Genomic DNA, 26866 nt, shown 5'->3' with positions numbered 1-26866 from the left:
AGCGGGTTTACCCGCGAATGCTGCAGTGAATGTACCACCGCATTCGCGGGTAAACCCGCTCCTACAATGGGACAGTGCACCTTCGGAACTGTGGATATCTCATGCATCGCCTCTTCCATCTGCTGCCCTTCCTTAACTGGCTCCCCCGCCAATCGGGCCGCAGCCTGCGCCAGGACCTGCAGGTCGGCCTGAGCGGTGCCATCCTCGCCCTGCCGCAATCCATCGCCTATGCGCTGATCGCCGGCCTGCCCGCCGAGTACGGCCTGTACGCCGCCATCGTGCCGGTGCTGATCGCCTGCTTGTGGGGCTCGTCCTGGCACCTGATCTGCGGACCGACGGCCGCCATCTCCATCGTCTTGTACGCCAGCATCAGCCCGCTTGCGGTGGCCGGCAGCAGCGACTACATCACGCTGGTACTGCTGCTGACCTTCCTTGGCGGCATCTTCCAGTTGCTGCTGGGGCTGCTGCGCTTTGGCGCGCTGGTCAATTTCGTCTCGCATTCCGTGGTGCTCGGCTTCACCCTCGGCGCGGCCATCGTCATCGCCCTGGGCCAGTTGCCGAACCTGCTGGGCATGGACCTGCCCAGCCAGGCCACGGCCCTGAAGACCGTGCAAGACCTGGCCAGCCACGCCGGCGAGGTCGACCTGCCGTCGCTGGTCCTCGGCCTGGCCACTGTGGTGATCGGTGTGGCGCTCAAGCTCTGGCGCCCACGTTGGCCGAGCCTGTTGATAAGTCTGATGCTGGTCAGCCTGTTGGCCTGGCTGCTGCCGGGCTGGTTTGGCCATGTGCCAAGGGTGACGGCCTTCACCGGGCAACTTCCACCGTTCAGTCCGCTGCCCCTGCTGGACGTGGAACTGATCCTGCGCCTGCTGCCCAGCGCCGTGGCAGTGGGCATGCTGGGGCTGGTGACCAGCCTGTCCATTGCCCGTTCGCTGTCGGCGCGCTCGGAACAGCTGATCGACCCTGACCAGGAAATTCGCGCACAAGGTCTGTCGAACATTGCTGGCGCATTCTTCTCCGGCTACCTGTCTGCCGGTTCCTTCACCCGTTCGGGCCTGAGCTATGAGGCCGGTGCCCGCTCGCCGATGGCCGGGGTGTTCTCGGCGCTATGGGTGGCGTTGTTCGCCGTTGTCGGTGCCGGGTTGATCGCACACCTGCCGATCCCGGCCATGGCTGGCAGCATCCTGTTGATCTGCTGGGGATTGGTGGACCGCCGCGGGATTCGTGCGCTGTTCCGGGTCAGCCGCTCGGAGTTTCTGGTGATGGCGCTGACGGCGACGGCGACCTTGTTGCTCGAGCTGCAGACGGCGATCTATGCCGGGGTGCTGGCGTCGCTGTTCTTCTATTTGAAGCGCACCTCACGGCCACGGGTGCAGCAGAGCCGTGAAGGGGAGGCGGACGTGCTGCGGGTCGGCGGGTCGATCTTCTTTGGTGCGGCGCATTACCTGCAGGTGCGCTTGCAGCGCTGCCAGGGGCCGCATGTAGTGATCGATGCGCGGCAGGTGAATTTTATCGACTACTCGGGGGTGGATATGTTGCACCGCGAGGCACGGCGGCTGCGGCGGTTGGGGGGGAGTCTCACCTTGCATCGGGCCAGGCCGCAGGTGATTGAAGAATTGCAGAAGCTGGAAGGGGTGGAGTTGTGTCCGATCCGGTTTGAAGAATGAGGTTGGGTTGAGATTCTGGGGCTGCTGCGCAGCCCATCGCGACGCAAGGCCGCTCCTACAGGGGACCGCGCCTGCAGGCATTTCGCGGTCGTTGTAGGAGCGGCCTTGCGTCGCGATGGGCCGCAAAGCGGCCCCAAATTCTCAGCCTCGAGCCAATTGCCGGCGCAACTCAGCCAACACCGGAGCGGTATCCGGCCGCACCCCCCGCCAGATAAAGAACGCCTCAGCCGCCTGCTCAGCCAGCATCCCCAACCCATCCAGCACCTTGGCCGCGCCCAGCTTCTCAGCCCACTGGCAAAACGGCGTAGGCTCCTTGCCATACATCATGTCATAGCAAACCGTGCGCCCTGCCTCGACCAAACTGTCGGCAATCGGCGGCAATTCCCCGGCCAGACTCGCCGAAGTGGCATTGATGATCACATCCACCGGCTCCTGCAACCAGGCAAACCCACTGGCCACCACCGGCCCCAGTTCATCGAACTCACGCGCCAGCTGCTCGGCCTTTTCCACGGTTCGGTTGGCGATCACCAGCGATTGCGGCTTGTGCGCCAGGATCGGCTCCAGCACGCCACGCACTGCACCACCGGCACCGAGGATCAAAATGCGCTTGCCCGTCAGCTCGACCCCGGCATTCACCGTCAGGTCACGCACCAGGCCGGCGCCATCGGTGTTGTCGCCTTGCAAAGTGCCGTCAGCCAGCTTGCTCAGCGTGTTCACCGCGCCAGCGCGCTGGGCACGCGGGGTCAGGCTGTCGCACAGGCGGTAGGCCTCTTCCTTGAACGGTACCGTGACATTGCCGCCGCTGCCTTGCTTGAAGAAGCCGCGCGCGCAGTCGCTGAACTCGTCCAGCGGCGCCAGCAGGGTGGCGTATTCCAGGTCCTGGCCGGTCTGCTCGGCGAACAGGCGGTGAATCAGCGGCGACTTGCTGTGGCCGATGGGGTTACCAAAAACGACGTACTGGTCCATGACGGCTCCTTGGTTGTCCACAGGCTTACTGGCCTAGCCAGTCGCGGTCTTGCAGGAAGTACTCGGTCAGGCGCGCTTCTTCACTGCCGGGCGCGGCCTTCCAGTCGTAGCCCCAGCGCACTTGCGGCGGCAGCGACATGAGGATGGACTCGGTGCGGCCGCCGGACTGCAGGCCGAACAGCGTGCCACGGTCGTAGACCAGGTTGAACTCGACGTAGCGGCCGCGACGGTACTCCTGGAACTCGCGTTGCTCTGCGGTATATGGCGTGTCTTTGCGGCGCTGGATGATCGGCAGGTAGGCGTCGACATAGGCATCGCCGATGGCGCGGATGAAGGCGAAGCAGGTGTCGAAGTCCCACTCGTTCAGGTCATCGAAGAACAGGCCGCCGATGCCGCGAGGCTCGCCCCGGTGCTTGAGGTGGAAGTAGCGGTCGCACCAGGCCTTGTAGCGCGGGTACACATCGGCGCCGAACGGCGCACAGGCCTGCTCGGCCACGCGGTGCCAGTGGATGCAGTCTTCTTCATTGCCGTAGTACGGGGTCAGGTCGAAGCCGCCGCCAAACCACCAAACCGCCTCTTCGCCTTCCTTCTCGGCGATGAAGAAGCGCACATTGGCGTGGGAAGTGGGCACGTGCGGGTTGTGCGGGTGGATCACCAGCGACACGCCCAGCGCCTCGAAACCACGGCCCGCCAGTTCCGGGCGGTGGGCACTGGCCGAAGGTGGCAGGCCGGCGCCGAACACGTGGGAGAAGTTGACCCCGCCCTTTTCGATCAGCTTGCCGTCGCCGATCACCCGCGTGCGCCCGCCGCCACCGGCTTCGCGCACCCAGGCGTCCTCGACGAAGCGGGCGCCGCCGTCTTCGTTTTCGAGGGCAGAGCAGATGCGGTCTTGCAGGTCGAGCAGGTAGGCTTTCACGGCCTCGGTGCGGCTAGTCATCGGGTCACCAGGAACGGGCAGGGAAGAATTCGCCGCGTAGCATACCACCGCCAGCGCGCGCGCCGCAGTTGACGGCGATCAAGCAAAGGCGTCCGATAGAAGGCCTTTTCCCGATCCAGACTACAGGAGTGCGAGATGGCCAAGCGTATCCAGTTCAGCCAGCATGGCGGCCCGGAAGTGCTGCAGTTTGTGGAATTCGAACCCGCCCCGCCCGGGCCGCAGCAGGTGCGCGTGCGCAACCATGCAATCGGCCTGAACTTCATCGACACCTATTTCCGCAGCGGGCTGTACGCGCCGCCAGCCCTACCTTCGGGGTTGGGTACCGAAGCGGCGGGCGTGGTCGAAGCCGTGGGCGAGGGCGTGACCCGGTTGAAGGTGGGTGATCGCGTGGCCCATGCCGGTGGCCCGCTGGGTGCGTACAGCGAGGTGCATACGCTGCCGGAGGCCAACCTGGTCAAGCTGCCCGACAACATCAGCTTCGAGCAGGCGGCGGCGGTGATGCTCAAGGGTTTGACCGTGCAGTACCTGCTGAAGCAGACCTATGAGGTAAAGGCGGGTGACGTGATCCTGTTCCATGCCGCAGCGGGTGGTGTGGGTTCGCTGGCGTGCCAGTGGGCCAAGGCGCTGGGGGCCAAGCTGATCGGGACCGTGAGCTCTGCCGAAAAGGCCGAGCGGGCCAAGGCGCTGGGGGCATGGGAAACCATCGACTACAGCCATGAAGATGTTGCCAAGCGGGTGCTGGAGCTGACCGACGGCAAAAAGTGCCCGGTGGTGTATGACGGCGTAGGCGCCGACACTTGGCTGACCTCGCTGGACTGCCTGCAACCGCGTGGGTTGATGGTGAGCTTCGGCAATGCCTCGGGCGCGGTGAGCGGGGTGAACCTGGGGATTCTGGCGCAGAAGGGCTCGCTGTATGTGACCCGACCGACCTTGGCGACCTATGCCAACAATGCCGAGAACACCCAGGCCATGGCCGATGACCTGTTTGCGATGATTGGCAGTGGCAAGTTGGTTGTGGATATCCAGCAAAGGTACCCGCTGAGTGAGGCGGCGAAGGCGCAGACGGAGCTGTCGGCGCGGCGGACTGTGGGATCGACAGTACTAATTCCCTAAGCCACACACGTTCCCTGTGGGAGCGGGTTTACCCGCGAAGAAGCCACCGCGGTGGATGGCACCGGCTCTGCCGGTGTTCGCGGGTGAACAAACCCGCTCCCACAGGTTACTGCGTCGGCTTCGATAGCTGCGCTATACCTGTGAGGGCCGGTTCGTCGGTGGCGGGGTCGACTCGATCCCATCGAGTATTGCCTCAACCACTCCCTCTGCCATTTCAATCGCATGCAGGTTCGACCAGAACATGCCACGGCCCTCTTCGCGCATGTAGTCCAGGGCTTTGTATCCGGTCTCGTAGGCACTACGCAGGTATAGGGCTACGTGGACCAGAGCGTCCTCGGCGGAAATGTTCGGGTTGACGGTGAAGAGCGGGTCATGGCCGGCATCGCAGCGGCCGAAGGGGCGGGTGGAGGTGCAGGGTAGGGGTGGATCTGGAACAATTTTCTTCATCATTAGATCTCGCTTCATGGCCCCACCCAGTCGTTACCACACGAATAGGTGGCAGCTGTACGCAGGGTGGTAAACCGGGTGGGAGATCTAAAACCCAGCAGGCACGAAGCCTCCTGCGAACAGCCGCCATGGACTGCCAAGATCACCCTGAGCCCGGGTTACCACACCCGATCGCCAAATTATTCGGCGACGGTTTAAGCCTAAGGGCAGAGGTTCCCACTGAGAAGGTGATGGCAGGGGACGCGGCTCGTAGGATATTTCCGAAGTGACTAGCTGGACAGCAATTTTGGCAACAATCAGAAAACCCTGATCACGCAGACGGCAACAGGAGGCCCATGCATAGCACGCGAGAAAATGGTCCCGGCTTGACCGTACAGACTCGGAAGCGTAGCCTTTCTTCTTGAGGATGTGCTGGTGCGCCGGTTGAGTTTCAAGTTATCCGGGCGAGTACATCCTTACCATTCAGGCCGCTCAAGCGGCCTTTATTTTTTGGGCTTGTTTCTGTCCCCTTTAGGGATAATCGAATAGAGCTCTGCCTTGGGCTTGCGAGCCGTCAGCTCAAAAATCGCCTCATCAAAAATTTCATTTCCATAGCCATCGTCACGACCAATCGTGCTGCGAAGAGCGGTCATGCGCGTAGCGCTTTTCCAGATCGACGTCGCCGCCAGCGCTGCCTTGATCTGCAGAACCATGTCATCGATGGTATATCCATCCCGTATCACCCGGCTTCTGTAGGCATGGCTGCCGATGAAGACGATCCCGGAGTCCTGCAACAGTGGCAAATCCTGCGCCTCTTTCTGCCTATTGATCGCTTCGAACTGTTCTGCGGTGAGCCTACCAATTTCCACTGCTCTGACCCGGTTGTTGGACGCGAGCTGCTCTAGATTGGCCCTTATGAGGTATTCGGCATTTTCGAATAGCGGCATTATTCCCAGTGCTGCCGCCGATTTTCGACGGCTCTCCCTAGCTACAAAGACCGACCGCCGACGATGCGACGCATGACTAGCAAGCTAGAGACTGGGGTTTGTTCAGGGAAGGTGACGGCATTGGACACGGGCAGTAGGAGGTTTCCCAAACTGTGCACCGAACAGCCATTCGAAACAAAATCAGAAAAATCTGCGTGGAACTTGCCCCTCTGTGGGAGCGGGTTCACCCGCGAACACGGGCGAAGTCCGTGCCATTCGTAGAGGTTGCCTGGGCTGGCCTCTTCGCGGGTGAACCCGCTCCCACAGGATTCCATGCCACACCTGTGGATATGTATTTAGCCCGGTCGCACAACCTCGCCAGTAGCCAGGTTGCGAATCACACTCGGATTCTTCCGCCCCCCCAACGCCCCACCCAGCACCAGATCCAGCTGGCCATGGAAATACTGCTCCACCCGCAACCGGGTCTTCGCCGCAGGGCGCCCGCCGGGGTTGCACGAGGTGGAAATCAACGGCCCGACCAGCGCGCACAACTCACGCACCACCGGGTGGTCGCTGACCCGCAGCGCCACGGTGTCATGCTGCCCGGTCACCCACTCGGGCAACAGGTCCTGGTGCGGCACCAGCCAGGTGTTCGGCCCCGGCCAGGTGCTGCCCATGCGGTCGATCCAGTCTTCGGGGAAATCCTCGAACAGGAAGTCGAACTGGCGGATGTTGTCGGCAATCAGGATCAGCCCTTTATCCACAGGGCGCGACTTCAGCGCCAGCAGGCGATACACCGCGTCCTCGTTCCAGGGGTCGCAGCCCAGGCCCCAGACCGCTTCAGTCGGGTAGGCGATCACTGCACCCGCCCGGATCTCACGTGCGGCTTGTTGCACACGAAAACTGCTCACCATTGCTGTTACTCCGCCTATATACCTTGCATGTGCGCAGTGTACTTAGCCCACGCGGGCAAACCAACGCCCGGCTTCATTGCTGACCCGGCCATCCAGCTCCAATTCGGTCAGTTGCGCCAGCACCTCAGCCAGCGGCAGCTCGCTGCAATGGGCAAGGCTTTCGCTGGTTTGTGGCGCGGCATGCAGCAAGGCGAGCAGCGGGTGGTCGAATCTGTCCACAACTGCCGGCGGCAGGTTCTGCCAGCCCTGCAGGGTTTCCATTATCTGTTCCACGGTTTCCACCAATAGCGCGCCATCACGAATCAGCTGGTGGCAGCCCTTGGCCCCAGGGTGGTGAATGGAACCCGGTATGGCATAGACCTCGCGGCCTTGCTCGGCCGCCAACCGCGCTGTAATCAGCGAACCGCTGGCCAGACTGGCCTCCACAACCAGCACCCCCAGCGACAAGCCACTGATGATGCGATTACGCCGTGGGAAGTTGGCAGGCTGCGGCCCGGCATCCAGCGGGTACTCGGAAACCAGCGCCCCACCGTTGTCCATCATCGCCTGCGCAAGCGCTTGATGGCGCTGTGGATAAAGTTTTTGCAACCCCGTGCCGAGCACGCCAATCGTGCCCCCGCCGGCCTGCAATGCGGCCCGATGAGCGGCACCGTCGATGCCCACGGCCAGCCCGCTGGTGATGGTGAAACCGGCCTGCGCCAGGTAGCGGGAAAATGCCGCAGCCGTGTCGAGTGCCGGGGGTGAAGCACGCCTGCTGCCCACAATTGCCAGCTGCGGGCGCTCAAGCAGGGCCGGGTCGCCAGCAACGAAAAGCAGCGGTGGAGCATCGTCGATTTCGGCCAATAGTGGCGGGTAGCCAGGGCCGTCCCACATCAGTAAATGCTGGCCGGGACGCTCTAGCCAGGCCATTGCGGCCAGCGCACCTTCGCGTACTTCGGCACTGCGCCGGGCATCGATGGTGGCCTGCGGTATGCCCAATGCACGCCAGGCGCCAGCCGGTGCGCACAGCGCCGAAGAGGCACTGCCAAAGGCTTCCAGCAAGGTGCGAAAGCGTCGCAATCCGGTCTCTGGCAGGCGATGCAGGCGTAATCGCGCCTCCAGTTCGGCGGGCGGAATAGGTGACGAATGGTAAGTCTGCATGGGGATCATCCTTGATCAAGAAAGGGCCATCGACGTGGCACAAGCTGTGGATAACTTTGTTGATAACGCTTTGACAACCTGTCCATTGAATGGGCCATAAACAGGCCCTGAAAACCCTAGACGAGCTTTCACAGGTGCTGAAATCCCCGTTTCCCTTTATTATGTGTGCTCAGTTTTCAACCGAACGCACAGTGACTGCCTGACCTTATGGCCATCTTGAACATTCTCGAATTCCCGGACCCGCGCCTGCGCACCATCGCCAAGCCGGTGACGGTGTTCGACGACGCCCTGCGTCAGCTGATCGACGACATGTTTGAAACCATGTACGAAGCCCCTGGCATCGGCCTGGCCGCTACCCAGGTCAACGTGCACCTGCAAGTCGTGGTCATGGACCTCAGCGAAGACCGCAGCGAGCCGCGGGTTTTCATCAACCCTACGGTCGAAGAGCTGACCCACGACATGGGCCAGTACCAGGAAGGCTGCCTGTCGGTACCGGGCTTCTACGAGAACGTCGACCGCCCGCTGCGTGTCCGCGTCAAGGCCCAGGACCGCGACGGCAAGCCGTACGAGCTGGAATGCGAGGGCCTGCTGGCCGTGTGCGTACAGCACGAATTCGATCACCTCAACGGCAAGCTGTTCGTCGACTACCTGTCGCAGCTCAAGCGCGACCGGATCAAGAAGAAGCTGGAAAAGCAGCACCGCCAGCAAGCCTGATCCCCACCTTCCAGAAGGCTTGCTCCGGCAAGCCTTTTTCTTTTTTGAAGCGAGAACTCCATGCGCATCGTCTTTGCAGGCACTCCAGAGTTTGCCGCCGAACACCTCAAGGCCCTGCTCGACAGCCCGTACGAGATCGTGGCCGTCTACACCCAGCCCGATCGCCCTGCCGGCCGTGGCCAGAAGCTGATGCCGAGCGCGGTCAAGGCACTGGCAGTGGCCCATGACATCCCGGTGTTCCAGCCGCAGACCCTGCGCAATGCCGATGCGCAAGCCGAACTCGCCGCGTTGCAGCCCGACTTGATGGTGGTGGTCGCCTATGGCCTGATCCTGCCGCAAGCCGTGCTGGATATTCCGCGCCTGGGCTGCATCAACAGCCATGCCTCACTGCTGCCGCGCTGGCGTGGTGCGGCGCCGATCCAGCGCGCCGTGGAGGCCGGTGACGCCGAGAGCGGCGTGACCGTGATGCGCATGGAGGCGGGCCTGGACACCGGTCCGATGCTGCTCAAGGTAGTCACCCCGATCAGCGCCGACGATACCGGCGGCAGCCTGCACGACCGCTTGGCCGAGATGGGGCCGCCGGCTGTAGTGCAAGCCATCGCCGGCCTGGCCGACGGTTCGTTGCAAGGCGAGGTACAGGACGATGCCCTGGCCACCTATGCACACAAGCTGAACAAGGACGAAGCGCGCATCGACTGGAGCCGCCCGGCCGTCGAGCTGGAGCGCCTGATCCGCGCCTTCAACCCATGGCCGGTGTGCCACAGCACCCTGGATGGCGAGAGCGTGAAGGTGCTGACCGCCAACTTGTCCACAGGCAAGGGCGCCCCCGGCGAGATCCTCTCCGCCAGCAAGGACGGCCTTGTAGTCGCCTGCGGTGACCAAGTGCTGAGCCTGACCCGCCTGCAACTGCCCGGTGGCAAGGCGCTGAACTTCAGCGACCTGTTCAACAGCCGCCGCGAGAAGTTCGCCGCCGGCAAGGTGCTGGGCCAATGAACCCGCGCCTCGCCGCCGCCCGTGCCCTTGCCGCTGTGCTCAGCGGCAAGGCCTCGCTGAACAGCTCGCTGCCAGCCCAGCTGGACAAGGTCGAGGAACGCGACCGCGGCCTGACCCAGGACCTGGCGTTCGGCACCGCGCGCTGGCAGCCACGCCTGGACCTGCTGGCCGCGCAATTGCTGCAAAAGCCGTTCAAGGCCGCCGATGCTGATGTGCAGGCGCTGCTGCTGGTCGGCCTGTACCAGCTGTTCTACACCCGCATTCCGGCCCACGCCGCCATCGGTGAAACCGTGGGCTGCGCCGACAAACTGAAAAAGCCGTGGGCCAAGGGCCTGCTCAATGCCGTGCTGCGCCGCGCCCAGCGTGAGGGCGAAGAGCTGCTGGCCGGCATGGAGCGCGACCCGGTGGTGCGCACCGCCCACCCGCGCTGGCTGCAGAAAACGCTGAAGGCCTTCTGGCCGGAGCAGTGGGAAGCCATCTGCGCCGCCAACAATGCCCACCCACCGATGATTTTGCGGGTCAACCGCCGTCACCACAGCCGCGACGCCTACCTGGCACTGTTGGCCGCAGCGGGCGTTGCCGCCAGCGCCTGCCAGTTCAGCCGTGACGGTATCGTGCTGGCCGAAGCCTGCGACGTGCGCGGCTTGCCGGGCTTTGCTGAGGGCTGGGTGAGCGTGCAGGACGAAGCTGCGCAACTGTCTGCCGACCTGCTGGAGCTGGCCCCCGGCCAGCGCGTGCTCGACGCCTGCTGTGCCCCGGGCGGCAAAACCTGCCACCTGCTGGAAGCCGAACCGGGCTTGGCCCACATGACGGCCATCGACCTCGAAGCCAAGCGCCTGACCCGCGTGCGCGAGAACCTCGACCGCCTGCAACTGGACGCCGAGCTGATCGCCTGCGATGCCCGCGATACCGCCAGCTGGTGGGACGGCAAGCCGTTCCAGCGCATCTTGCTCGATGCGCCATGCTCGGCCACAGGCGTGATCCGCCGCCACCCGGACATCAAGCTGACCCGCCAGGCCGACGACATCCCGGCCTTGGCCGCGCTGCAAGGCGAGCTGCTTGATGCCCTGTGGCCGACCCTGGAAGTGGGCGGCATGCTGCTGTACGCCACCTGCTCCAGCCTGCCGACCGAGAACACCGAAGTGATCGACGCCTTCCTCGCCCGCACCCCGGGCGCGCGGGAGCTGGACCTGGCCACCGAAGCCGGCCTGCGCCAGCCCCACGGTCGCCAGTTGCTGGCCCAGGAAGGCGGCCACGACGGTTTCTACTATGCCAAGCTGATCAAGATCGCCGCCACGCGCGGGTAAGCACAAACGGGTAGGGAGTAGCGGATGAAGATCATCATCCTCGGCGCAGGACAGGTAGGCGGTACGCTGGCGGAACACCTGGCCAGCGAAGCCAACGACATTACCGTGGTCGACACCGACGGCGACCGCCTGCGCGACCTGGGCGACCGCCTGGATATCCGCACCGTGCAAGGCCGCGGCTCGCTGCCGACGGTGCTGCGCCAGGCCGGTGCCGACGACGCCGACATGCTGGTGGCGGTCACCAACAGTGACGAGACCAACATGGTTGCCTGCCAGGTGGCCTATTCGCTGTTTCACACCCCGACCAAGATCGCCCGGGTGCGCGAGTCTTCGTACCTGACCCGTGAAGAGCTGTTCGACAACGACCATATCCCGGTCGACGTGCTGATCAGCCCTGAGCAGGTGGTGACCAACTACATCAAGCGCCTGATCGAACACCCGGGCTCGCTGCAGGTGATCGACTTCGCCGAAGGCAAGGCCCAGCTGGTGGCGGTGAAGGCCTACTACGGCGGCCCGCTGGTCGGCCAGCAACTGCGCCAGATCCGCGCGCACATGCCTAACGTCGACACCCGCGTGGCAGCCATCTTCCGCCGCGACCGGCCGATCACCCCGCGCGGCGACACGGTGATCGAAGCTGATGATGAGGTGTTCTTCATTGCCGCGAAGAAGGACATCCGTGCGGTGATGGGCGAACTGCGCCGCATCGACGAGACCAACAAGCGCATTGTCATCGCTGGCGGCGGGCAGATCGGCGAGCGCCTGGCCGAAGCCATCGAAAGCCGCTACCAGGTGAAAATCATCGAGATGAGTCCGGCCCGCTGTCGGCACCTCTCCGATACCCTGGAAAGCACCGTGGTGCTGCAGGGCAGCGCCTCGGACAAGGACTTGATGCTCGAAGAGAACATCGCCGACGCTGATATTTTCCTGGCCCTGACCAACGACGACGAAGCCAACATCATGTCGTCGCTGCTGGCCAAGCGCCTGGGCGCGGGCAAGGTGATGACCATCATCAACAACCCGGCCTACGTCGACCTGGTGCAGGGCGGCGATATCGACATCGCCATCAGCCCGCAGCTGGCCACCATCGGTACCCTGCTGGCGCACGTTCGCCGCGGCGATATTGTCAGCGTACACTCGCTGCGCCGCGGTGCAGCTGAGGCGATTGAGGCGGTGGCCCATGGCGATTCGAAGTCGAGCAAGGTGGTCGGCAAGGCCATCGAGGACATTGCCCTGCCACCGGGTACCACCATCGGCGCGATCATCCGTGACGAAGAGGTGATGATTGCCCACGACGACACCCTGATCGAATCGGGCGACCACGTGATCCTGTTCGTTGTGGATAAAAAGCATATTCGCGATGTGGAAAAGCTGTTCCACGTCGGCTTGAGTTTCTTCTAGGAGAAGAGGGCATGCGCGAGTCGCTGGAGAAGATGCTGGCCAAGGGTGTGGATAACCCGTTGCTGCGGTTCGGGTTGGGCAAGGCCTGGCTGGATGAGGGTAATGGTGCTGAAGCGGCGGTGCACCTGGCGCGCTGTGTGGAGCAGGATCCGAAGTATTCGGCGGCTTGGAAGCTGCTGGGCAAGGCGTATCAGCTGCAGGGTGACCTGGCGGCGGCGCGCAAGGCCTGGGAGGACGGGATCGTGGCGGCACAGACCCATGGTGACAAGCAGGCCGAAAAAGAGATGACCGTGTTCCTGAAGAAGCTCAACAAGGCCTCTAGTTAACGCGGACCATGTAGGAGCGGGTTTACCCGCGAATGCGATGCTGGATCAACCGACGCATTCGCGGGTAAACCCGCTCCTACATGGGGCGGTGTAAGGCTTAGTACCAGCGCGGCTCGCCAGCCGGGCGCTTCTTGAAGCGCTTCATGCTCCACATGTACTGGCTCGGGTACTCACGCACATAGCGCTCGACCACCTTGCTCATCGCCGCCGCCGACACGTTCACGTCGGTGCTGTACATCTCTTCCGGCGCGGCTTCAAGGAATACCTTGAAGCCCGAACCATCCGGCAGCCGCAGGGCATGCAGGAACACCCCCACCGCCTTGCCACCCGCCAGCATGTTCGGCACGAACTTGCTGGTAAGCGCCTGGGTGCCGAGGAACGGCACGAACACGCCAGCCGACTCCGCCGGCTCCGGGTCAGCCGGAATACCTACCTGGCCACCCCGGCGCACTTCCTTGATCACGCTGAGAATGCCTTCCTTGGTCGAAGGCGCCACGCGGTTGCCCATCTGCACCCGCTGCTCACGCAGCAGGTCATCTACCGCCTTCAGCTTCGGCGGGCGGTAGAAGATGATCGGTTTGCACTGGTTGCAGTAGAAGTGGTTCAGCACTTCCCAGTTGCCCAGGTGGCTGGTGATCCCCACCACGCCCTTGCCCGAGGCCAGGGCCTGCTCCAGCACTTCCAGGCCGTGCACTTCCTTGACCAGCTCCAGCGAACGCTGCGGCGGCCAGATCCAGGCGCAGGCGCTTTCGACAAAGGACTTGCCGATATCCCGCAGGGCCTGACCGACCAGTTGCTCACGGGCAACCGGGTCCATTTCGGGGAAGCACTTGGCCAGGTTGATCCGCACCACGTTGCGCGAACCGTTGGGGATCTTCCACATCAGCCAGCCGATACCGGCACCCACGCGCTGCACAGCGCCCCAGGGCAGCTTGGCAAACAGGCGCAGCACCCCGACCATCAGGGCGCCCTTGAACTTTTCCACAGGCGAATTCCTTATTTCAGCAAGGCGCGCATTGTAACCCCTCAGCGCAGCAAGGCGGCGTAGCGATCACAATCGGTAGTGTGATCCATGACCATGCCGGTGGCCTGCATGAACGCGTAGCAGATGGTCGGGCCGACGAAGGTGAAGCCGGCTTTCTGCAGGGCCTTGCTCATCGCCTTGGCTTCATCGGTCACCGCCGGCACCTCGCTGCGGCCGCTGAAGTGGTTGACCTTCGGCGCGCCGCCAACGAACGACCACAGCCATTCGGCGGGGTTATCCACAGCCAGCCAGGCCTGCGCGTTGCGCCGGGCAGCCTTGAGCTTGAGGCGGTTGCGGATGATGCCGGCATCCTGCATCAGTTCTTCGATGCGTTCGTCGCTCATGGCCGCCAGTTTCACCGGGTCGAAGCCATGCATCACCTCGCGATAACGCTCGCGTTTACGCAAAACAGTGATCCATGACAGCCCGGCCTGGAACCCTTCGAGCAAAAGCATCTCGAACAGCAACGCCGGGTCACGCTGGGGCGTTCCCCATTCCTGGTCATGGTAGGCCTGGTACAACGGATCGTCGGTACACCAAAAGCAGCGTGGCATAAGGCTCCAATGAGTAGAGGGCGAGGCGAATCAGGTTATACTCCCGCTCTTTACATCCGCATCCCCAGATACAGGTGAATTTCGTGAGCCAGCCTACGCCAGCCGTGCGTACCTTCCAAGACCTGATCCTCGCCCTGCAAAACTACTGGGCAGCTCAAGGTTGTGTGGTGCTTCAGCCCTACGATATGGAAGTAGGCGCCGGCACTTTCCACACCGCTACATTCCTGCGCGCCGTGGGTCCAGAAACCTGGAACGCCGCCTACGTGCAGCCTAGCCGTCGCCCTGCCGACGGGCGGTATGGCGAAAACCCCAACCGCCTGCAGCACTACTACCAGTTCCAGGTGGTGCTCAAGCCGAACCCGGCCAACTTCCAGGAGCTGTACCTCGGCTCGCTGAAGGCCATTGGCCTGGACCCGCTGGTGCACGACATTCGCTTTGTCGAAGACAACTGGGAATCGCCGACCCTCGGCGCCTGGGGCCTGGGCTGGGAAATCTGGCTGAACGGCATGGAAGTCACCCAGTTCACCTACTTCCAGCAGGTAGGCGGCATCGAGTGCTACCCGGTCACCGGTGAAATCACCTACGGCCTCGAGCGCCTGGCCATGTACATCCAGGGCGTAGACTCGGTGTACGACCTGGTGTGGGCAGACGGCCCGTTCGGCAAGGTGACCTATGGCGACGTGTTCCACCAGAACGAGGTGGAGCAGTCGACCTACAACTTCGAACACGCCAACGTCGAGAAGCTGTTCGAACTGTTCGACTTCTACGAAAGCGAAGCCAACCGCCTGATCAAGCTGGAGCTGCCGCTGCCGACCTACGAAATGGTCCTGAAGGCTTCGCACACCTTCAACCTGCTGGACGCCCGCCGCGCCATCTCGGTAACCGAGCGCCAGCGCTACATCCTGCGCGTACGTACCCTGGCCCGGGACGTGGCACAAAGCTATCTGCAAGCCCGCGCACGCCTGGGCTTCCCGATGGCCACCCCTGAACTGCGTGACGAAGTGTTGGCTAAGCTGGAGGCTGCACAATGAGTGCTCAAGATTTCCTGGTAGAACTGGGCACCGAAGAGCTGCCACCCAAGGCCCTCGCCAGCCTCGGCGACGCCTTCCTGGCCGGCATCGAAAAAGGCCTGCAGGCCGCTGGCCTGAACTACACCGGCAAGCAGGTATACGCCGCGCCGCGCCGCCTGGCCGTGCTGATCCGCCAACTGGACGTGCAGCAGCCTGACCGCAGCATCAACATCGACGGCCCACCCCTGCAGGCTGCTTTCAAAGACGGCGAGCCGACCCAGGCTGCGCTGGGCTTTGCCAAGAAGTGCGGCGTAGAGCTGGCCGAAATCGACCAGAGCGGCCCTAAGCTGCGTTTCTCCCAGCACATTCCGGGAAAGGCCACCGCCGGCCTGCTGCCGACCATCGTCGAAGATTCGCTGAACGACCTGCCAATCCCCAAGCGCATGCGCTGGGCGGCCAGCCGTGAAGAGTTCGTGCGCCCGACCCAATGGCTGGTAATGCTGCTGGGCGACCAGGTCGTCGATTGCACCATCCTTTCGCAAAAGGCTGGCCGTGAGTCCCGTGGCCACCGCTTCCACCACCCGGAAAACGTGCTGGTCACCACCCCGGCCAACTACGTCGAAGACTTGCGCAAAGCCTACGTGCTGGCTGACTTCGCCGAGCGCCGCGAGCTGATCAGCAAGCGCACCGCAGAGCTGGCGATGCAGCAGGAAGGCACGGCCATCGTGCCACCGGCGCTGCTGGACGAAGTGACCGCCCTGGTTGAGTGGCCGGTGCCGCTGGTGTGCTCGTTCGAGGAGCGTTTCCTTGAAGTGCCGCAGGAAGCCCTGATTACCACCATGCAGGACAACCAGAAGTACTTCTGCCTGCTGGACAGCGAAGGCAAGCTGCTGCCGCGCTTCATCACCGTGGCCAACGTTGAAAGCCGTGACCCGAAGCAGATCGTGCAAGGCAACGAGAAGGTCGTGCGCCCACGCCTGACCGACGCCGAGTTCTTCTTCAAGCAGGACAAGAAGCAGCCGCTGGAAACCTTCAACGAGCGCCTGAAAAACGTGGTGTTCCAGGCTCAGCTGGGCACTGTGTACGACAAGGCCGAGCGCGTTTCCAAACTGGCTGCCTTCATCGCCCCGCTGATCGGCGGCGACGCCCAGCGCGCTGGCCGTGCCGGCCTGCTGTCGAAGTGCGACCTGGCCACCGAAATGGTTGGCGAATTCCCTGAAATGCAGGGTGTTGCCGGTTACTACTACGCGCTCAACGACGGCGAGCCGGAAGACGTTGCCCTGGCCCTGAACGAGCAGTACATGCCGCGCGGTGCTGGCGCCGAGCTGCCGCAGACCCTCACCGGTGCTGCCGTGGCCATTGCCGACAAGCTCGACACTCTGGTCGGCATCTTCGGCATCGGCATGCTGCCTACCGGCAGCAAAGACCCGTACGCCCTGCGCCGCGCCGCGCTGGGCGTGCTGCGGATCCTGATCGAGAAGCAGCTGGACCTGAACCTGACCGGTGCGGTCGAGTTCGCGGTCAAGCAGTTCGGTGCCAAGGTCAAGGCTGCCGGTTTGTCCGAGCAGGTACTGGAATTCATCTTCGACCGCCTGCGTGCGCGTTACGAAGACGAAGGCATCGACGTGGCCACCTACCTGTCGGTGCGTGCCCTGCAGCCAGGCTCCGCCCTGGACTTCGACCAGCGCGTACAGGCCGTGCAGGCGTTCCGCAAGCTGCCGGAAGCCGAGGCCCTGGCCGCGGTGAACAAGCGTGTGTCGAACCTGCTGAGCAAGGCTGAAGGCGCCATCGCCGAACAGGTCGAGCCGAAGTACTTCGACAATGCCAACGAGTTCTCCCTGTACTCGGCCATCCAGCAGGCCGACCAGGCCGTGCAACCGATGGCTGCTGCACGCCAGTACAGCGAATCGCTGGCCCGCCTGGCGGCCCTGCGTGACCCGGTCGACGCCTTCTTCGAGGCGGTGATGGTCAATGCCGAAGACGCCAAGGTACGTGCCAACCGTTATGCCCTGCTCAGCCGCCTGCGCGGCCTGTTCCTGGGCGTGGCTGACATTTCGCTGCTGGGGTAAGCCTTGAAACTGCTGATTCTCGACCGTGACGGGGTCATCAACTACGACTCCGACGCCTACATCAAGACGCTGGAAGAGTGGGTGCCCATCCCTGGCTCGGTCGCAGCAATCGCGCAGTTGAGCAAGGCGGGCTGGACGGTGGCCGTGGCCACCAACCAGTCCGGCATTGCCCGTGGCTACTACCCGCTGGCAACCCTGGAGGCCATGCATGCGCGCCTGCGCCAACTGGTGGCCGAGCAGGGCGGCGAGGTGGGCCACATCGTGTTTTGCCCGCACGGGCCGGACGAAGGCTGCGATTGCCGCAAGCCCAAGCCTGGCATGCTGCGGGCGATTGCCGAGCATTACCAGGTGGGCCTTGAAGGCGTCTGGTTTGTCGGCGACAGCAAAGGTGACCTGGAGGCCGCCCTGGCCGTCGGTGCACAACCCGTGTTGGTGAAAACCGGCAAGGGCGAGCGGACCCTGGAAAAAGGTGTCCCGGAAACTACACTGATTTTCGACGATCTGGCTGCTATCGCCAGAGAACTAATTTAAACAGTGCGCCTTCGGGCGCATTTTTCTCAGGCGGGCATGCCCCGCAATGGTACAAGCCACTATGTCGATCCTGCAGGCGATCAGAATCTTTCTTTTTTACCTGCTGCTGGGCACCAGTTCGCTGCTGTGGTGCTCGCTGAGCTTCTTCGTCGCGCCGTTTTTGTCGTTCCCCAAGCGCTATAAGTTCATCAACGTATACTGGTGCCGCTGCGCGCTGTTCCTGGTGCGCACCATCCTGGGCATCGACTACAAGATCACTGGCGCCGAGAACGTGCCGGCTGAGCCTTGCGTGATCCTGTCCAACCACCAGAGCACCTGGGAAACCTTCTTCCTGTCCCAGTATTTCTCGCCACTGAGCCAGGTGCTCAAGCGCGAACTGCTGTATGTGCCTTTCTTCGGCTGGGCCATGGCCATGCTGCGGCCGATCGCGATCAACCGCGATAACCCCAAGGAAGCGCTGCGCCAGGTAGCGAGCAAGGGCGATGAGCTGCTCAAGCAGAAAACCTGGGTGCTGATCTTCCCGGAAGGTACCCGCGTGCCGTTCGGGACTGTCGGCAAGTTCTCCCGCGGCGGTACTGCGCTGGCGGTCAATGCCGGGCTGCCGGTGTTGCCGATTGCCCACAACGCCGGCAAGTTCTGGCCGAAGACCGGTTGGGGCAAGCGCTCGGGCACCATCGAGGTGGTGATTGGCGAGCCGATGTACGCCAACGGCACCGGGCCACGTGCCATTGCCGAGCTCAACGACCGCGCTCAGGCGTGGAACGAAGCGACCCAGCGGGCCATGGGTTCGCTGCCGCCAGCAGAAGAGAAACCGCAGGAACAGATGGCCTGAGAATCTGTGGATAACTTGTGAGCAGTTTTTCGGTGAAATGCTTGAAGTAATCGGTAAGTAATTGAATTAGCTGTTTATTTCTTTGTGTGACATTTTTCTTAAAAGCGTGCATAAGTTTTTTCGGGGCATAAGAAAACCGGCTTTTACAGCCGGTTTTTTTATGGGCCCATGCAAGCTCGGATCGCTTTGTGTAGGAGCGGCCTTGTGTCGCGATCGGGCTGCAAAGCAGCCCCAGCAATTTGTGCATCAAGGCAGAAATCCTGGGGCCGCTGTGCGGCCCGATCGCGACGCAAGGCCGCTCCTACAGGGGGCCACGCCAGCCTTTTAGATCTTGTCGATATCCACATCCTTGGTTTCTTTCAGGCAGAAGATCCCCACCACCAGGCTGATACCAGTGACCAGCACGGGGTACCACAGCCCGTAGAAGATATCCCCGGTATACACCACCAGCGCGAACGACACTGTCGGCAGGAAACCACCAAACCAGCCGTTGCCGATGTGGTAGGGCAGCGACATCGAGGTATAGCGGATGCGGGTGGGGAACAGTTCGACCATCACCGCCGCCAGTGGCCCGTAGGTCATGGTCGCGATCAGGATCATCGCCACGATCAGTACCACCACCATCACCTGGTTGACCTGTGCCGGGTCGGCCTTGGCCGGGTAGCCGGCCTGTTCCACCGCCGTACGCATGGCCGCTTCGTCGAAGCCGTTGATGGTCTTGTCGCCAATGTTCACCACCACATCGCTACCGGCCACGCTCACCGAGCTGTACGGCAGGCCCTGCTTGACCAGGAAGGTCTTGACCTTGTCGCACGGGCTGTCGAAACGTGCCTTGCCGACCGGGTCGAACTGGAAGGTACAGCCTTGCGGGTCGGCGGTAACCACGATGGGCGCCTGACGGCTGGCGGCGTCAATCTGTGGGTTGGCGTAGTGGCTCAGCGCCTTGAACAGCGGGAAGTACAGCACGGTGGCCAACAGCAGGCCAAGCATCAGGATCGGCTTGCGGCCGATACGGTCGGACAACCAGCCGAAGAATACGAAGAACGGTGCACCAATCACGACGCTGATGATCAGCAGGGTGTTGGCCTGGGCCGGGTCCATCTTCAGCATCTGGGTCATGAAGAACAGCACGTAGAACTGCGCCGTGTAGAAAGTCACGGCTTGCCCGGCGTTGATGCTGAACAGTGCAGTAAGCACCACTTTCAGGTTCGGCCAGGAGGTGAACGATTCACGGATTGGCGACTTGCTGACCTTGCCCTGGGCCTTCATTTTCACGAAGGCCGGCGATTCGTGCATGCTCATGCGGATCCAGGTGGAGATTGCCAACAACACGATCGACAGCAGGAACGGCAGGCGCCAGCCCCAGGTTTCGAACTGGTCACCACTGATGTAGCGGCTACCCAGCACCACCAGCAGCGACAGCAACAGGCCCAGGGTGGCAGTGGACTGGATGAAACCGGTGTGGAAACCACGCTTGCCCTGCGGCGCATGCTCGGCCACATAGGTAGCCGCACCGCCGTACTCACCGCCCAGCGCCAGCCCCTGCAGCATGCGCAGGATCACCAGGATGATCGGGGCGGCGATGCCGATGCTGGCGTAGGTGGGCAACAAGCCCACCGCGAAGGTGGACAGGCCCATCAGCACGATGGTGACCAGAAAGGTGTACTTGCGCCCGATCATGTCGCCCAGCCGGCCAAATACCAGCGCGCCGAACGGCCGCACCAGGAAGCCGGCGGCAAAAGCCATGAGGGCGAAGATGAAGGCCGTGGTGTCGTTCACACCCGCAAAGAACTGCTTGCTGATGACCGCTGCCAGCGCGCCATAGAGAAAAAAGTCATACCACTCGAAAACCGTCCCGAGGGATGACGCGAAAATGATCTTGCGTTCTTCACGGCGGCTGGGGCTGCTGGCCGCCGCACCCTGTTCCTGGATGTAATCCGACATCGTTGCTGTCCTCGGCCCGCAGGCCACAGTGATTATTCTTTTTGTTCCACTGCCGACAGCTCTCGACCGCAAGCTGCCGCTACTGCACGCACCCGGGTCAGGGGGTCGGTAACGCGTCTTCGTTCAAGTAGGTTTGGGTAGCCGCTCCTTTGAGGATCAGTTGCGCCGCCTTCTCGGCGATCATCAGGGTGGGGGAACAGGTATTGCCGGAGGTGATCTGCGGCATGATCGAAGCGTCAGCCACGCGTAGGCCAGGGATGCCATGCACGCGCAGCTGGTTATCCACAACGTCCATGGCGCCATTGCCCATGCGGCAGGTACCGACCGGGTGGAAAATGGTGGTGCCGATCTTGCCGGCGGCTTCGAACAGATCCTGCTCGGTTTGCAGGGTGGGGCCTGGCAGGTATTCCTGGGGCTCGAACGCAGCGAGGGCAGGGGCCTGGACAATGCGCCGGGTGAGGCGGATGGCATCGGCGGCGACGCGCAGGTCCTGGGGGTCGCTGAGGTAGTTGGGGTCGATCAGCGGCGTGCTGTTCATGTCGGTGCTGCGAATATCGATACGCCCGCGGCTGGCCGGGCGCAGGTTGCACACCGAAGCGGTGAAGGCCGGGAACTGATGCAACGGTTCGCCGAAGCGCTCGAGTGACAGTGGCTGTACGTGGTACTGCAAGTTGGCAGTGGCCTGGTCCGGGCTGGAACGTACAAACGCGCCTAGCTGGCTCGGCGCCATGGCCAGCGGGCCGCTGCGATCGTAGAGGTAGCGCAGGCCCATGCCCATCTTGCCCCACAGGCTGTTGGCCATCTGGTTCAAGGTACGGGTGTTGCGGATCTGGTAGATCAGCCGCAGTTGCAGGTGGTCCTGCAGGTTGCCACCGACGCCAGGCATGTCATGACGCACGCCGATGCCCAAACCTTCCAGCAGCTGGCGAGGGCCAATGCCGGAGCGCTGCAGGATACCGGGCGAGCCGATAGCGCCAGCGCAGAGAATGATTTCACGGCGCGCGGCAAACTCGTGCCAGGCACCTTGCCAGAACGCTTTCACCGCGCGGGCACGGGTGTTGTTGAGCAGCACCTGGTCAACCTGCACGCCGGTCAGCACGGTGAGGTTGGCGCGGTCTTTGATCGGCCGCAAGAACGCCTTCGAGGCATTCCAGCGCACACCACTGCGCTGGTTGACCTGAAAATATCCACAGCCCTGATTGTCGCCGGTGTTGAAGTCGTCGACCTTGCCGATGCCGCTTTGCTCGGCAGCATCGCGGAAGGCATCGAGGATTGGCCAACTGTAGCGCTGGCGCTCGACGCGCCATTCGCCATCACCGCCATGGTGTTCGCTGGCGCCGGCAAAGTGGTTTTCGCTGGCCTTGAACAGTGGCAGCACGTCCTTCCAGGCCCAGCCGTCGTTGCCTTGCTCGGCCCAGCGGTCATAGTCGGCAGCTTGGCCGCGCATGTAGATCATGCCGTTGATCGAGGAACAGCCACCGAGCACCTTGCCCCGTGGATAACCCAGTGCGCGACCACCCAGGCCGGGCTGGGCCTCGGTCTTGAAGCACCAGTCGGTGCGAGGATTGCCGATGCAGTAGAGGTAGCCGACGGGGATATGAATCCAGGGATAGTTGTCGCGGCCGCCCGCTTCCAGCAGCAACACGCGGCAGGCCGGGTCGGCGGACAAACGATTGGCCAGCAGGCACCCGGCGGGGCCGGCCCCTACGACCACGTAATCGAAGACAGAATCGGCTGATGGCATGTGCAACCTCGGGCCTGATTATTATTCTTGTCCCGATCCATCTTAGTGAGTAATTTCGTGGGGGAAACACGAGATTTCGCGCAGCCGTTGTGCGTTTTAGCACAGCGGTATGCCTTTGCTGGCCTCTTCGCGGGTGAACCCGCTCCCACAGGATTAGTGCAATCCCTGTGGGAGCGGGTTTATCGAATCGTCGCACCGCCGCGAAAGGGTCGGACGAACAGCCACAAGGATCAGCATGTTCGACTGGAACGATCTGCGGTTTTTCCTCGAGTTGCAGCGCAGCGGCCGCCTGCTTACCGCCGCCAAGCGCCTCAATACCACCCACAGCACCGTGGCCCGGCACATCGAAAGCATCGAGCAGAGCCTGGGCACTGCGCTGTTCGTGCAGCATGCCCAGGGCTACGAGCTGACCCCCTCGGGTCAGGCCTTGCTCAAGCACGCCGAGGCCATGGAAAACGTCGCCCTGCTGGCGCAAGAAGAAATCACCCAGGCCATCACCCCGCTGGGCAAGATTCGCCTGGGGGTGACCGAAGGCATCGGCATCATGTTCTTCACCCCGCGCATGAACGCGCTGTTCGAGCGCTACCCGGGGCTGGAGGTGGAATTGGTAGCAGTGCCGCGCTTCGTCAGCATCCTCAACCGCGAAGCGGAAATCAGCATCCACCTGGAGCGGCCCAACGCCGATTTGCTGATCACGCGCAAACTCACCGACTACCGCCTGGCGCTGTACGCCAGCCAGGCTTACCTGGACCGTGCGCCGCCACTGCACAACCGCGAAGACCTGGCCCGGCACAACTGGATCGGCTACGTTGATGACCTGTTGTTCAGCCAGGAACTGCTGTTTCTCAACAGCTTCTGCCGGGCACCCAACGTGGTGTTCCGCAGCACCAGCGTGATCGCCCAGCAAACCGCCGCCCGCGCCGGGCTGGGCATCGCCGTGCTACCCAACTACATGGCCCGCCATGATCCCACCCTGGTGCGCGTGCTGCCTGGCGAAACCATCCAACGCAGTTACTGGATCTGCACGCGCCGCGAGCTGCACAAGTCAGTGCGCCTGCGGGTAGTGTGGGACTACCTGCTGGGCCTGTGTGCAGAAGAGCAGAACGAGCTGCTAGCTCAGTAGCGCCTTGCCGGCCAGCAGCAGGGCCGCGGCCCAGCCTGCTACAGCAAACATCTGCTGCAGGCGCGGCCCGGCCAGCCTGGCCGCCAGCGGCCGGGCCAATAGCAAGCCGAGCACTGCACCAACGGCAAACGGGGCACCCACCTGCCAATGCATGACACCCGCAAGGCTGGCGCTGACCACACTGCCGGCAGAGACCAGGGCGATCACCGCCAACGAGGTGGAAACGATGCTGGCCATGCGCAGGTTGGTATAGCGGTTAAGGGCCGGGATAATGACGAACCCGCCGCCCACACCGAGTAGCCCGGACAGCAACCCCGACAACGCCCCAGTGAAGGCCAGGGCGCGTGCGCAGGGCAGGGTCCAGCGCAAGCGCCCCTGAAGCGGGTTCAACACACAAGGCTCGATAAAGCGGTGAGCATCATTGGCCTCGCCGCGCAGCTCTTTGGCCGCCTTGCGCCAGATGCGCAGGCAGGCGTAAACCAGCACCCCGGCAAACACCAACTGCAAGGGTGTATTCGGCAAACGGTGCGCCAGCATCAACCCGAACGGCGCTGCCGCCACACCAATCAGGGCAATGAACAATGCCGCCCTGTAGCGCACCAAACCTTGGCGCAAGCCCAGCACCGCACCCACCGCCGCAGCCAGACCTACCGCCAACAGGCCGACCGGCGCCGCCTCGACCATCGACAGCCCGAGGCCGAACACCAGCAGGGGAACGGCAAGAATCCCACCGCCTGCGCCGGTCAACGCCAGCACTGCGCCGATAATTGCGCCCAGGCCTGCGCCCAACAATTGATGTTCGATCACTGCCCACCCTCGGCTGCCAGCGGCTGTGGCCGCGCCAGCCACTCGCGGCCCTTGAGCATGCCTCGCCAGTAAAGCGGCGGCAGCGCCTGGGCCTTGAGTAACCAGGCAAGGCGCGTCGGCTTGCGGCCATCCAGCAGCCAGTTGGGGAAGCTCGGGGCCAGCTTGCCGCCATAGGTGAACTCGGCCAGCACGATCTTGCCGCGCTCGACGGTGAGCGGGCAGGAGCCATAGCCGTCGTACTGGGCCAGGGTCGGCAACCTGCCCAGCGCCACCAGCACGTTATTAGCCACGACCGGTGCCTGCTTGCGAGCAGCCGCAGCGGTCTTGGCATTGCTGGTATTGGCTACATCACCCAAGGCATGAACGTTGCTGTACTTGCGATGGCGTAGGGTGTGCGGGTCGACATCGACCCAGCCAGCGCTGTCGGCCAGCGGGCTTTCGCGGATGAAGTCCGGCGCTACCTGTGGCGGCACCACATGCAGCATGTCAAAGGCCTCTGTGCAGGTTTCGCTGCTGCCATCGGGCAGGCTGCGCACGAAGGTGGCGCGCTTGTTCGGGCCGTCCACGGCTACCAGGCGGTGGGAAAAATTCAGGTCCACGGCGTACTTTTCAATGTACTTCATCAGTGCAGGCACGTAGTCCGCCACGCCGAACAATACTGCGCCGGCATTGAAGAAGCTGGCCTTCACCGCCCCCAGATGGCCGTTGCGCAGCCAGTGGTCGCACGACAGGTACAGTGCCTTTTGCGGCGCACCGGCGCACTTGATCGGCATGGGCGGTTGGCTGAACAGGGCACGGCCTTGCTTGAGCTTTTGCACCAGTTCCCAGGTATAGGGCGCCAGGTCGTAGCGGTAGTTTGAGGTGACACCGTTGCGGCCCAGGGTCTCGCCAAGCCCCTCGATCGCGGCCCAGTCCAGCTTGAGGCCGGGGCAGACCACCAGCTGTTCATAGCTGATGGCGCGGCCATCTTCGAGCATGACCAACTGGCCCAACGGGTCGAAGCCCTGAACGCGCGCCTTGACCCAGCGCACACCGCGCGGAATGGTCGAGGCCATTGTACGGGCAGTGCTCGGCGCCTTGAACACACCAGCGCCAACCATGGTCCAGCCGGGCTGGTAGTAGTGCACCTCGGCGGGATCGATCAAGGTGATATCCAAAGACGGATCGCGGCTGATCAGGCTGGCAGCAGTGGCGATACCAGCGGCACCGGCACCGACGATGACCACCTTGTGGTGGTCGGTAGTGGCAGGGGACAACAAGGCAGGCATGGCGGTAAATCCTGGAAATCTGGTTATGGGGGCAGGGCGCTTACAGCTTGTTCAGCGGGATCTTCAGGTAGCTCACGCCGTTGGCTTCCGGCGGGGGGAGCTGGCCGCTGCGCATGTTCACCTGCACCGAAGGCAGGATCAGCACCGGCATGTCGAGGGTCTTGTCACGGGCTTCACGCATGGCGACGAAGCTGTCCTCATCGACACCCTGATGGATGTGGATATTACCGGCGCGCTGCTCGGCCACGGTGGTGACGTACTGCATGTCGCGGCCGCCTGGCAGGTAGTCGTGGCACATGAACAGGCGGGTCTGGTCGGGGAAGGCCAGCAGGCGACGGATTGAGCGATACAAGGTGCGGGCGTCAGCGCCCGGGAAGTCACAGCGGGCGGTGCCGTAGTCGGGCATGAACAGGGTGTCACCGACGAACACTGCGATCTCGCCAGCATCCTCGATCATGTAGCTCATGCAAGCGGGCGTATGCCCCGGGGTGTGCAATGCGCGGGCACGCAGGTTGCCAATGCGGAACCCTTCCTCGTCTTCGAACAGCACGTCGAACTGGCTGCCATCGCGGGCAAAACCAGGCTCGGCATTGAACAGGGCCCCGAACACTTTCTGCACCTGGGTAATGTGCGCGCCGATGGCGGTATGGCCGCCTAGCTTTTCCTTCAAGTAGGCCGCTGCTGAAAGGTGGTCGGCGTGCACATGGGTTTCCAGCACCCAACGCACGCTGGCATTCAGTTCAGTCACGCGCTCGATCAGGCGATCGGCCGACGCGCTGCAGGTGCGCCCGGACTTGGGGTCGTAATCCAGCACGCTATCGATCAACGCGCATTGCCGGGTTTCACGGTCCATGACCAGGTAGCTGATGGTCGAGGTCGCCTTGTCGTAAAAGGCGTCCACGTGAAGGTTGTTGCCGATGATCATCACGTTCTCCAATTTATCCGCCGCGCCTTTTAAGGCGTAGGCAGTGACAGGAGGTTTATCAAGATGCATGCCAGGCTTTTTCCCGCGCATGGCTCAATGAAACCGGCCGGGCGCTGACAGCTGTGGGCCGTACTGGCAGCGCGAATGGCAGTCGACTGTCAGCCAATGGCAGTGTTTGGCAGTCCTTGTTACCCTGCGCCGGTCATCC

25 protein-coding genes are annotated in these 26866 nt (G+C 63.1%); 12 read left to right on the top strand and 13 right to left on the bottom strand.

Annotation, left to right across the window (positions count from 1 at the left end):
• The first annotated feature begins 101 nt into the window (after window positions 1–101).
• Window positions 102–1667 carry a SulP family inorganic anion transporter gene (locus IAE39_RS06250; protein ID WP_201200367.1) on the top strand — a complete coding sequence of 522 codons (1566 nt, stop codon included), beginning with the start codon at window positions 102–104 and terminating at the stop codon, window positions 1665–1667.
• Between the two features lie 141 nt (window positions 1668–1808).
• On the opposite strand, the gene aroE is transcribed toward IAE39_RS06250, so the two are convergent.
• Together aroE and hemF are read right to left on the bottom strand one after the other, a co-directional pair.
• Entirely contained in the window at window positions 1809–2633 is an 825-nt protein-coding gene (aroE, locus tag IAE39_RS06245; RefSeq protein ID WP_201200366.1) for a shikimate dehydrogenase, read from the bottom strand.
• Window positions 2634–2658: 25 nt separating this feature from the next.
• Entirely contained in the window at window positions 2659–3570 is a 912-nt protein-coding gene (gene hemF / locus IAE39_RS06240) for an oxygen-dependent coproporphyrinogen oxidase (RefSeq protein ID WP_201200365.1), read from the bottom strand.
• A gap of 135 nt (window positions 3571–3705) precedes the next feature.
• Here hemF and IAE39_RS06235 point away from each other — a divergent pair, with 135 nt between their 5' ends.
• Entirely contained in the window at window positions 3706–4683 is a 978-nt protein-coding gene (locus IAE39_RS06235) for an NADPH:quinone reductase (protein WP_201200363.1), read from the top strand.
• Between the two features lie 132 nt (window positions 4684–4815).
• Here the strand turns inward: IAE39_RS06235 and IAE39_RS06230 are convergent, their stop codons facing one another.
• From IAE39_RS06230 to dprA, 4 genes are all read right to left on the bottom strand, one after another.
• A complete protein-coding gene (locus IAE39_RS06230; RefSeq protein ID WP_201200362.1) occupies window positions 4816–5133 on the bottom strand; it encodes a hypothetical protein in 318 nt (105 codons plus the stop codon).
• 479 nt (window positions 5134–5612) lie between these two features.
• Complete coding sequence (locus IAE39_RS06225; protein WP_201200359.1) at window positions 5613–6056, bottom strand: hypothetical protein; 444 nt, start codon at window positions 6054–6056, stop codon at window positions 5613–5615.
• A 335-nt stretch (window positions 6057–6391) separates the two neighbouring features.
• Window positions 6392–6949 (bottom strand): L-threonylcarbamoyladenylate synthase, encoded by a 558-nt coding sequence (locus tag IAE39_RS06220; protein ID WP_011953122.1) that lies wholly within the window; start codon window positions 6947–6949, stop codon window positions 6392–6394.
• A gap of 42 nt (window positions 6950–6991) precedes the next feature.
• A complete protein-coding gene (gene dprA / locus IAE39_RS06215; RefSeq protein WP_201200357.1) occupies window positions 6992–8089 on the bottom strand; it encodes a DNA-processing protein DprA in 1098 nt (365 codons plus the stop codon).
• Between the two features lie 207 nt (window positions 8090–8296).
• Between dprA and def the strand changes: the two genes are divergently transcribed.
• Genes def through IAE39_RS06190 form a run of 5 tightly spaced genes read left to right on the top strand, consistent with a single transcriptional unit; the run spans window position 8297 to window position 12827 of the window.
• Window positions 8297–8803, top strand: a complete 507-nt coding sequence (def, locus tag IAE39_RS06210) for a peptide deformylase (protein WP_016712797.1) — start codon at window positions 8297–8299, stop codon at window positions 8801–8803.
• 60 nt (window positions 8804–8863) lie between these two features.
• On the top strand, window positions 8864–9796 hold the full coding sequence (fmt, locus tag IAE39_RS06205; RefSeq protein WP_201200353.1) for a methionyl-tRNA formyltransferase: 933 nt from the start codon (window positions 8864–8866) through the stop codon (window positions 9794–9796).
• Entirely contained in the window at window positions 9793–11103 is a 1311-nt protein-coding gene (gene rsmB / locus IAE39_RS06200) for a 16S rRNA (cytosine(967)-C(5))-methyltransferase RsmB (RefSeq protein ID WP_201200351.1), read from the top strand. Before fmt ends, rsmB begins: the two co-directional genes overlap by 4 nt.
• A gap of 24 nt (window positions 11104–11127) precedes the next feature.
• The gene (gene trkA / locus IAE39_RS06195; RefSeq protein ID WP_201200348.1) at window positions 11128–12501 is read left to right on the top strand and encodes a Trk system potassium transporter TrkA; all 1374 of its coding nucleotides are present in this window, start codon (window positions 11128–11130) and stop codon (window positions 12499–12501) included.
• A gap of 11 nt (window positions 12502–12512) precedes the next feature.
• On the top strand, window positions 12513–12827 hold the full coding sequence (locus tag IAE39_RS06190) for a tetratricopeptide repeat protein (protein WP_201200346.1): 315 nt from the start codon (window positions 12513–12515) through the stop codon (window positions 12825–12827).
• Window positions 12828–12924: 97 nt separating this feature from the next.
• Here IAE39_RS06190 and IAE39_RS06185 read toward each other — a convergent pair whose 3' ends face one another.
• Window positions 12925–13812, bottom strand: a complete 888-nt coding sequence (locus IAE39_RS06185; RefSeq protein ID WP_201200344.1) for a lysophospholipid acyltransferase — start codon at window positions 13810–13812, stop codon at window positions 12925–12927.
• 41 nt (window positions 13813–13853) lie between these two features.
• Window positions 13854–14405: a DNA-3-methyladenine glycosylase I gene (locus tag IAE39_RS06180; protein WP_201200342.1), complete on the bottom strand. Its 552-nt coding sequence runs from the start codon at window positions 14403–14405 to the stop codon at window positions 13854–13856.
• 83 nt (window positions 14406–14488) lie between these two features.
• Here IAE39_RS06180 and glyQ point away from each other — a divergent pair, with 83 nt between their 5' ends.
• The 4 genes from glyQ to IAE39_RS06160 are packed head-to-tail and all read left to right on the top strand — an operon-like array spanning window position 14489 to window position 18847.
• A complete protein-coding gene (gene glyQ, locus IAE39_RS06175) occupies window positions 14489–15436 on the top strand; it encodes a glycine--tRNA ligase subunit alpha (protein WP_027592054.1) in 948 nt (315 codons plus the stop codon).
• Window positions 15433–17484, top strand: coding sequence for a glycine--tRNA ligase subunit beta (gene glyS / locus IAE39_RS06170; protein WP_201200340.1), 2052 nt, complete (start codon window positions 15433–15435; stop codon window positions 17482–17484). The genes glyQ and glyS overlap by 4 nt, the downstream gene beginning before the upstream one ends.
• Before the next feature lie 3 nt (window positions 17485–17487).
• Entirely contained in the window at window positions 17488–18015 is a 528-nt protein-coding gene (gene gmhB, locus IAE39_RS06165; protein ID WP_201200338.1) for a D-glycero-beta-D-manno-heptose 1,7-bisphosphate 7-phosphatase, read from the top strand.
• Between the two features lie 46 nt (window positions 18016–18061).
• Window positions 18062–18847 carry a lysophospholipid acyltransferase family protein gene (locus IAE39_RS06160; protein WP_201200336.1) on the top strand — a complete coding sequence of 262 codons (786 nt, stop codon included), beginning with the start codon at window positions 18062–18064 and terminating at the stop codon, window positions 18845–18847.
• Between the two features lie 324 nt (window positions 18848–19171).
• On the opposite strand, the gene IAE39_RS06155 is transcribed toward IAE39_RS06160, so the two are convergent.
• Window positions 19172–20791: an MFS transporter gene (locus IAE39_RS06155; protein WP_201200334.1), complete on the bottom strand. Its 1620-nt coding sequence runs from the start codon at window positions 20789–20791 to the stop codon at window positions 19172–19174.
• 97 nt (window positions 20792–20888) lie between these two features.
• Entirely contained in the window at window positions 20889–22535 is a 1647-nt protein-coding gene (locus IAE39_RS06150; protein WP_201200332.1) for a GMC family oxidoreductase, read from the bottom strand.
• A gap of 235 nt (window positions 22536–22770) precedes the next feature.
• On the opposite strand from IAE39_RS06150, the gene IAE39_RS06145 reads away from it, so the two are divergent.
• On the top strand, window positions 22771–23658 hold the full coding sequence (locus tag IAE39_RS06145) for a LysR family transcriptional regulator (protein ID WP_201200325.1): 888 nt from the start codon (window positions 22771–22773) through the stop codon (window positions 23656–23658).
• On the opposite strand, the gene IAE39_RS06140 is transcribed toward IAE39_RS06145, so the two are convergent.
• Genes IAE39_RS06140 through IAE39_RS06130 form a run of 3 tightly spaced genes read right to left on the bottom strand, consistent with a single transcriptional unit; the run spans window position 23647 to window position 26658 of the window.
• Window positions 23647–24465: a sulfite exporter TauE/SafE family protein gene (locus IAE39_RS06140; protein ID WP_201200323.1), complete on the bottom strand. Its 819-nt coding sequence runs from the start codon at window positions 24463–24465 to the stop codon at window positions 23647–23649. The two genes, IAE39_RS06145 and IAE39_RS06140, sit on opposite strands and share 12 nt — an antisense overlap.
• The gene (locus IAE39_RS06135; RefSeq protein ID WP_201200321.1) at window positions 24462–25733 is read right to left on the bottom strand and encodes an NAD(P)/FAD-dependent oxidoreductase; all 1272 of its coding nucleotides are present in this window, start codon (window positions 25731–25733) and stop codon (window positions 24462–24464) included. Before IAE39_RS06135 ends, IAE39_RS06140 begins: the two co-directional genes overlap by 4 nt.
• A 40-nt stretch (window positions 25734–25773) precedes the next feature.
• Complete coding sequence (locus IAE39_RS06130) at window positions 25774–26658, bottom strand: MBL fold metallo-hydrolase (RefSeq protein ID WP_201200319.1); 885 nt, start codon at window positions 26656–26658, stop codon at window positions 25774–25776.
• Between the last annotated feature and the right edge of the window lie 208 nt (window positions 26659–26866).

The sequence above is a fragment of the Pseudomonas sp. S37 genome, from assembly GCF_016658545.1.
In the GTDB taxonomy this organism is placed as follows: Bacteria; Pseudomonadota; Gammaproteobacteria; order Pseudomonadales; family Pseudomonadaceae; genus Aquipseudomonas.
This window is presented reverse-complemented; position numbering and strand designations above follow the sequence as displayed.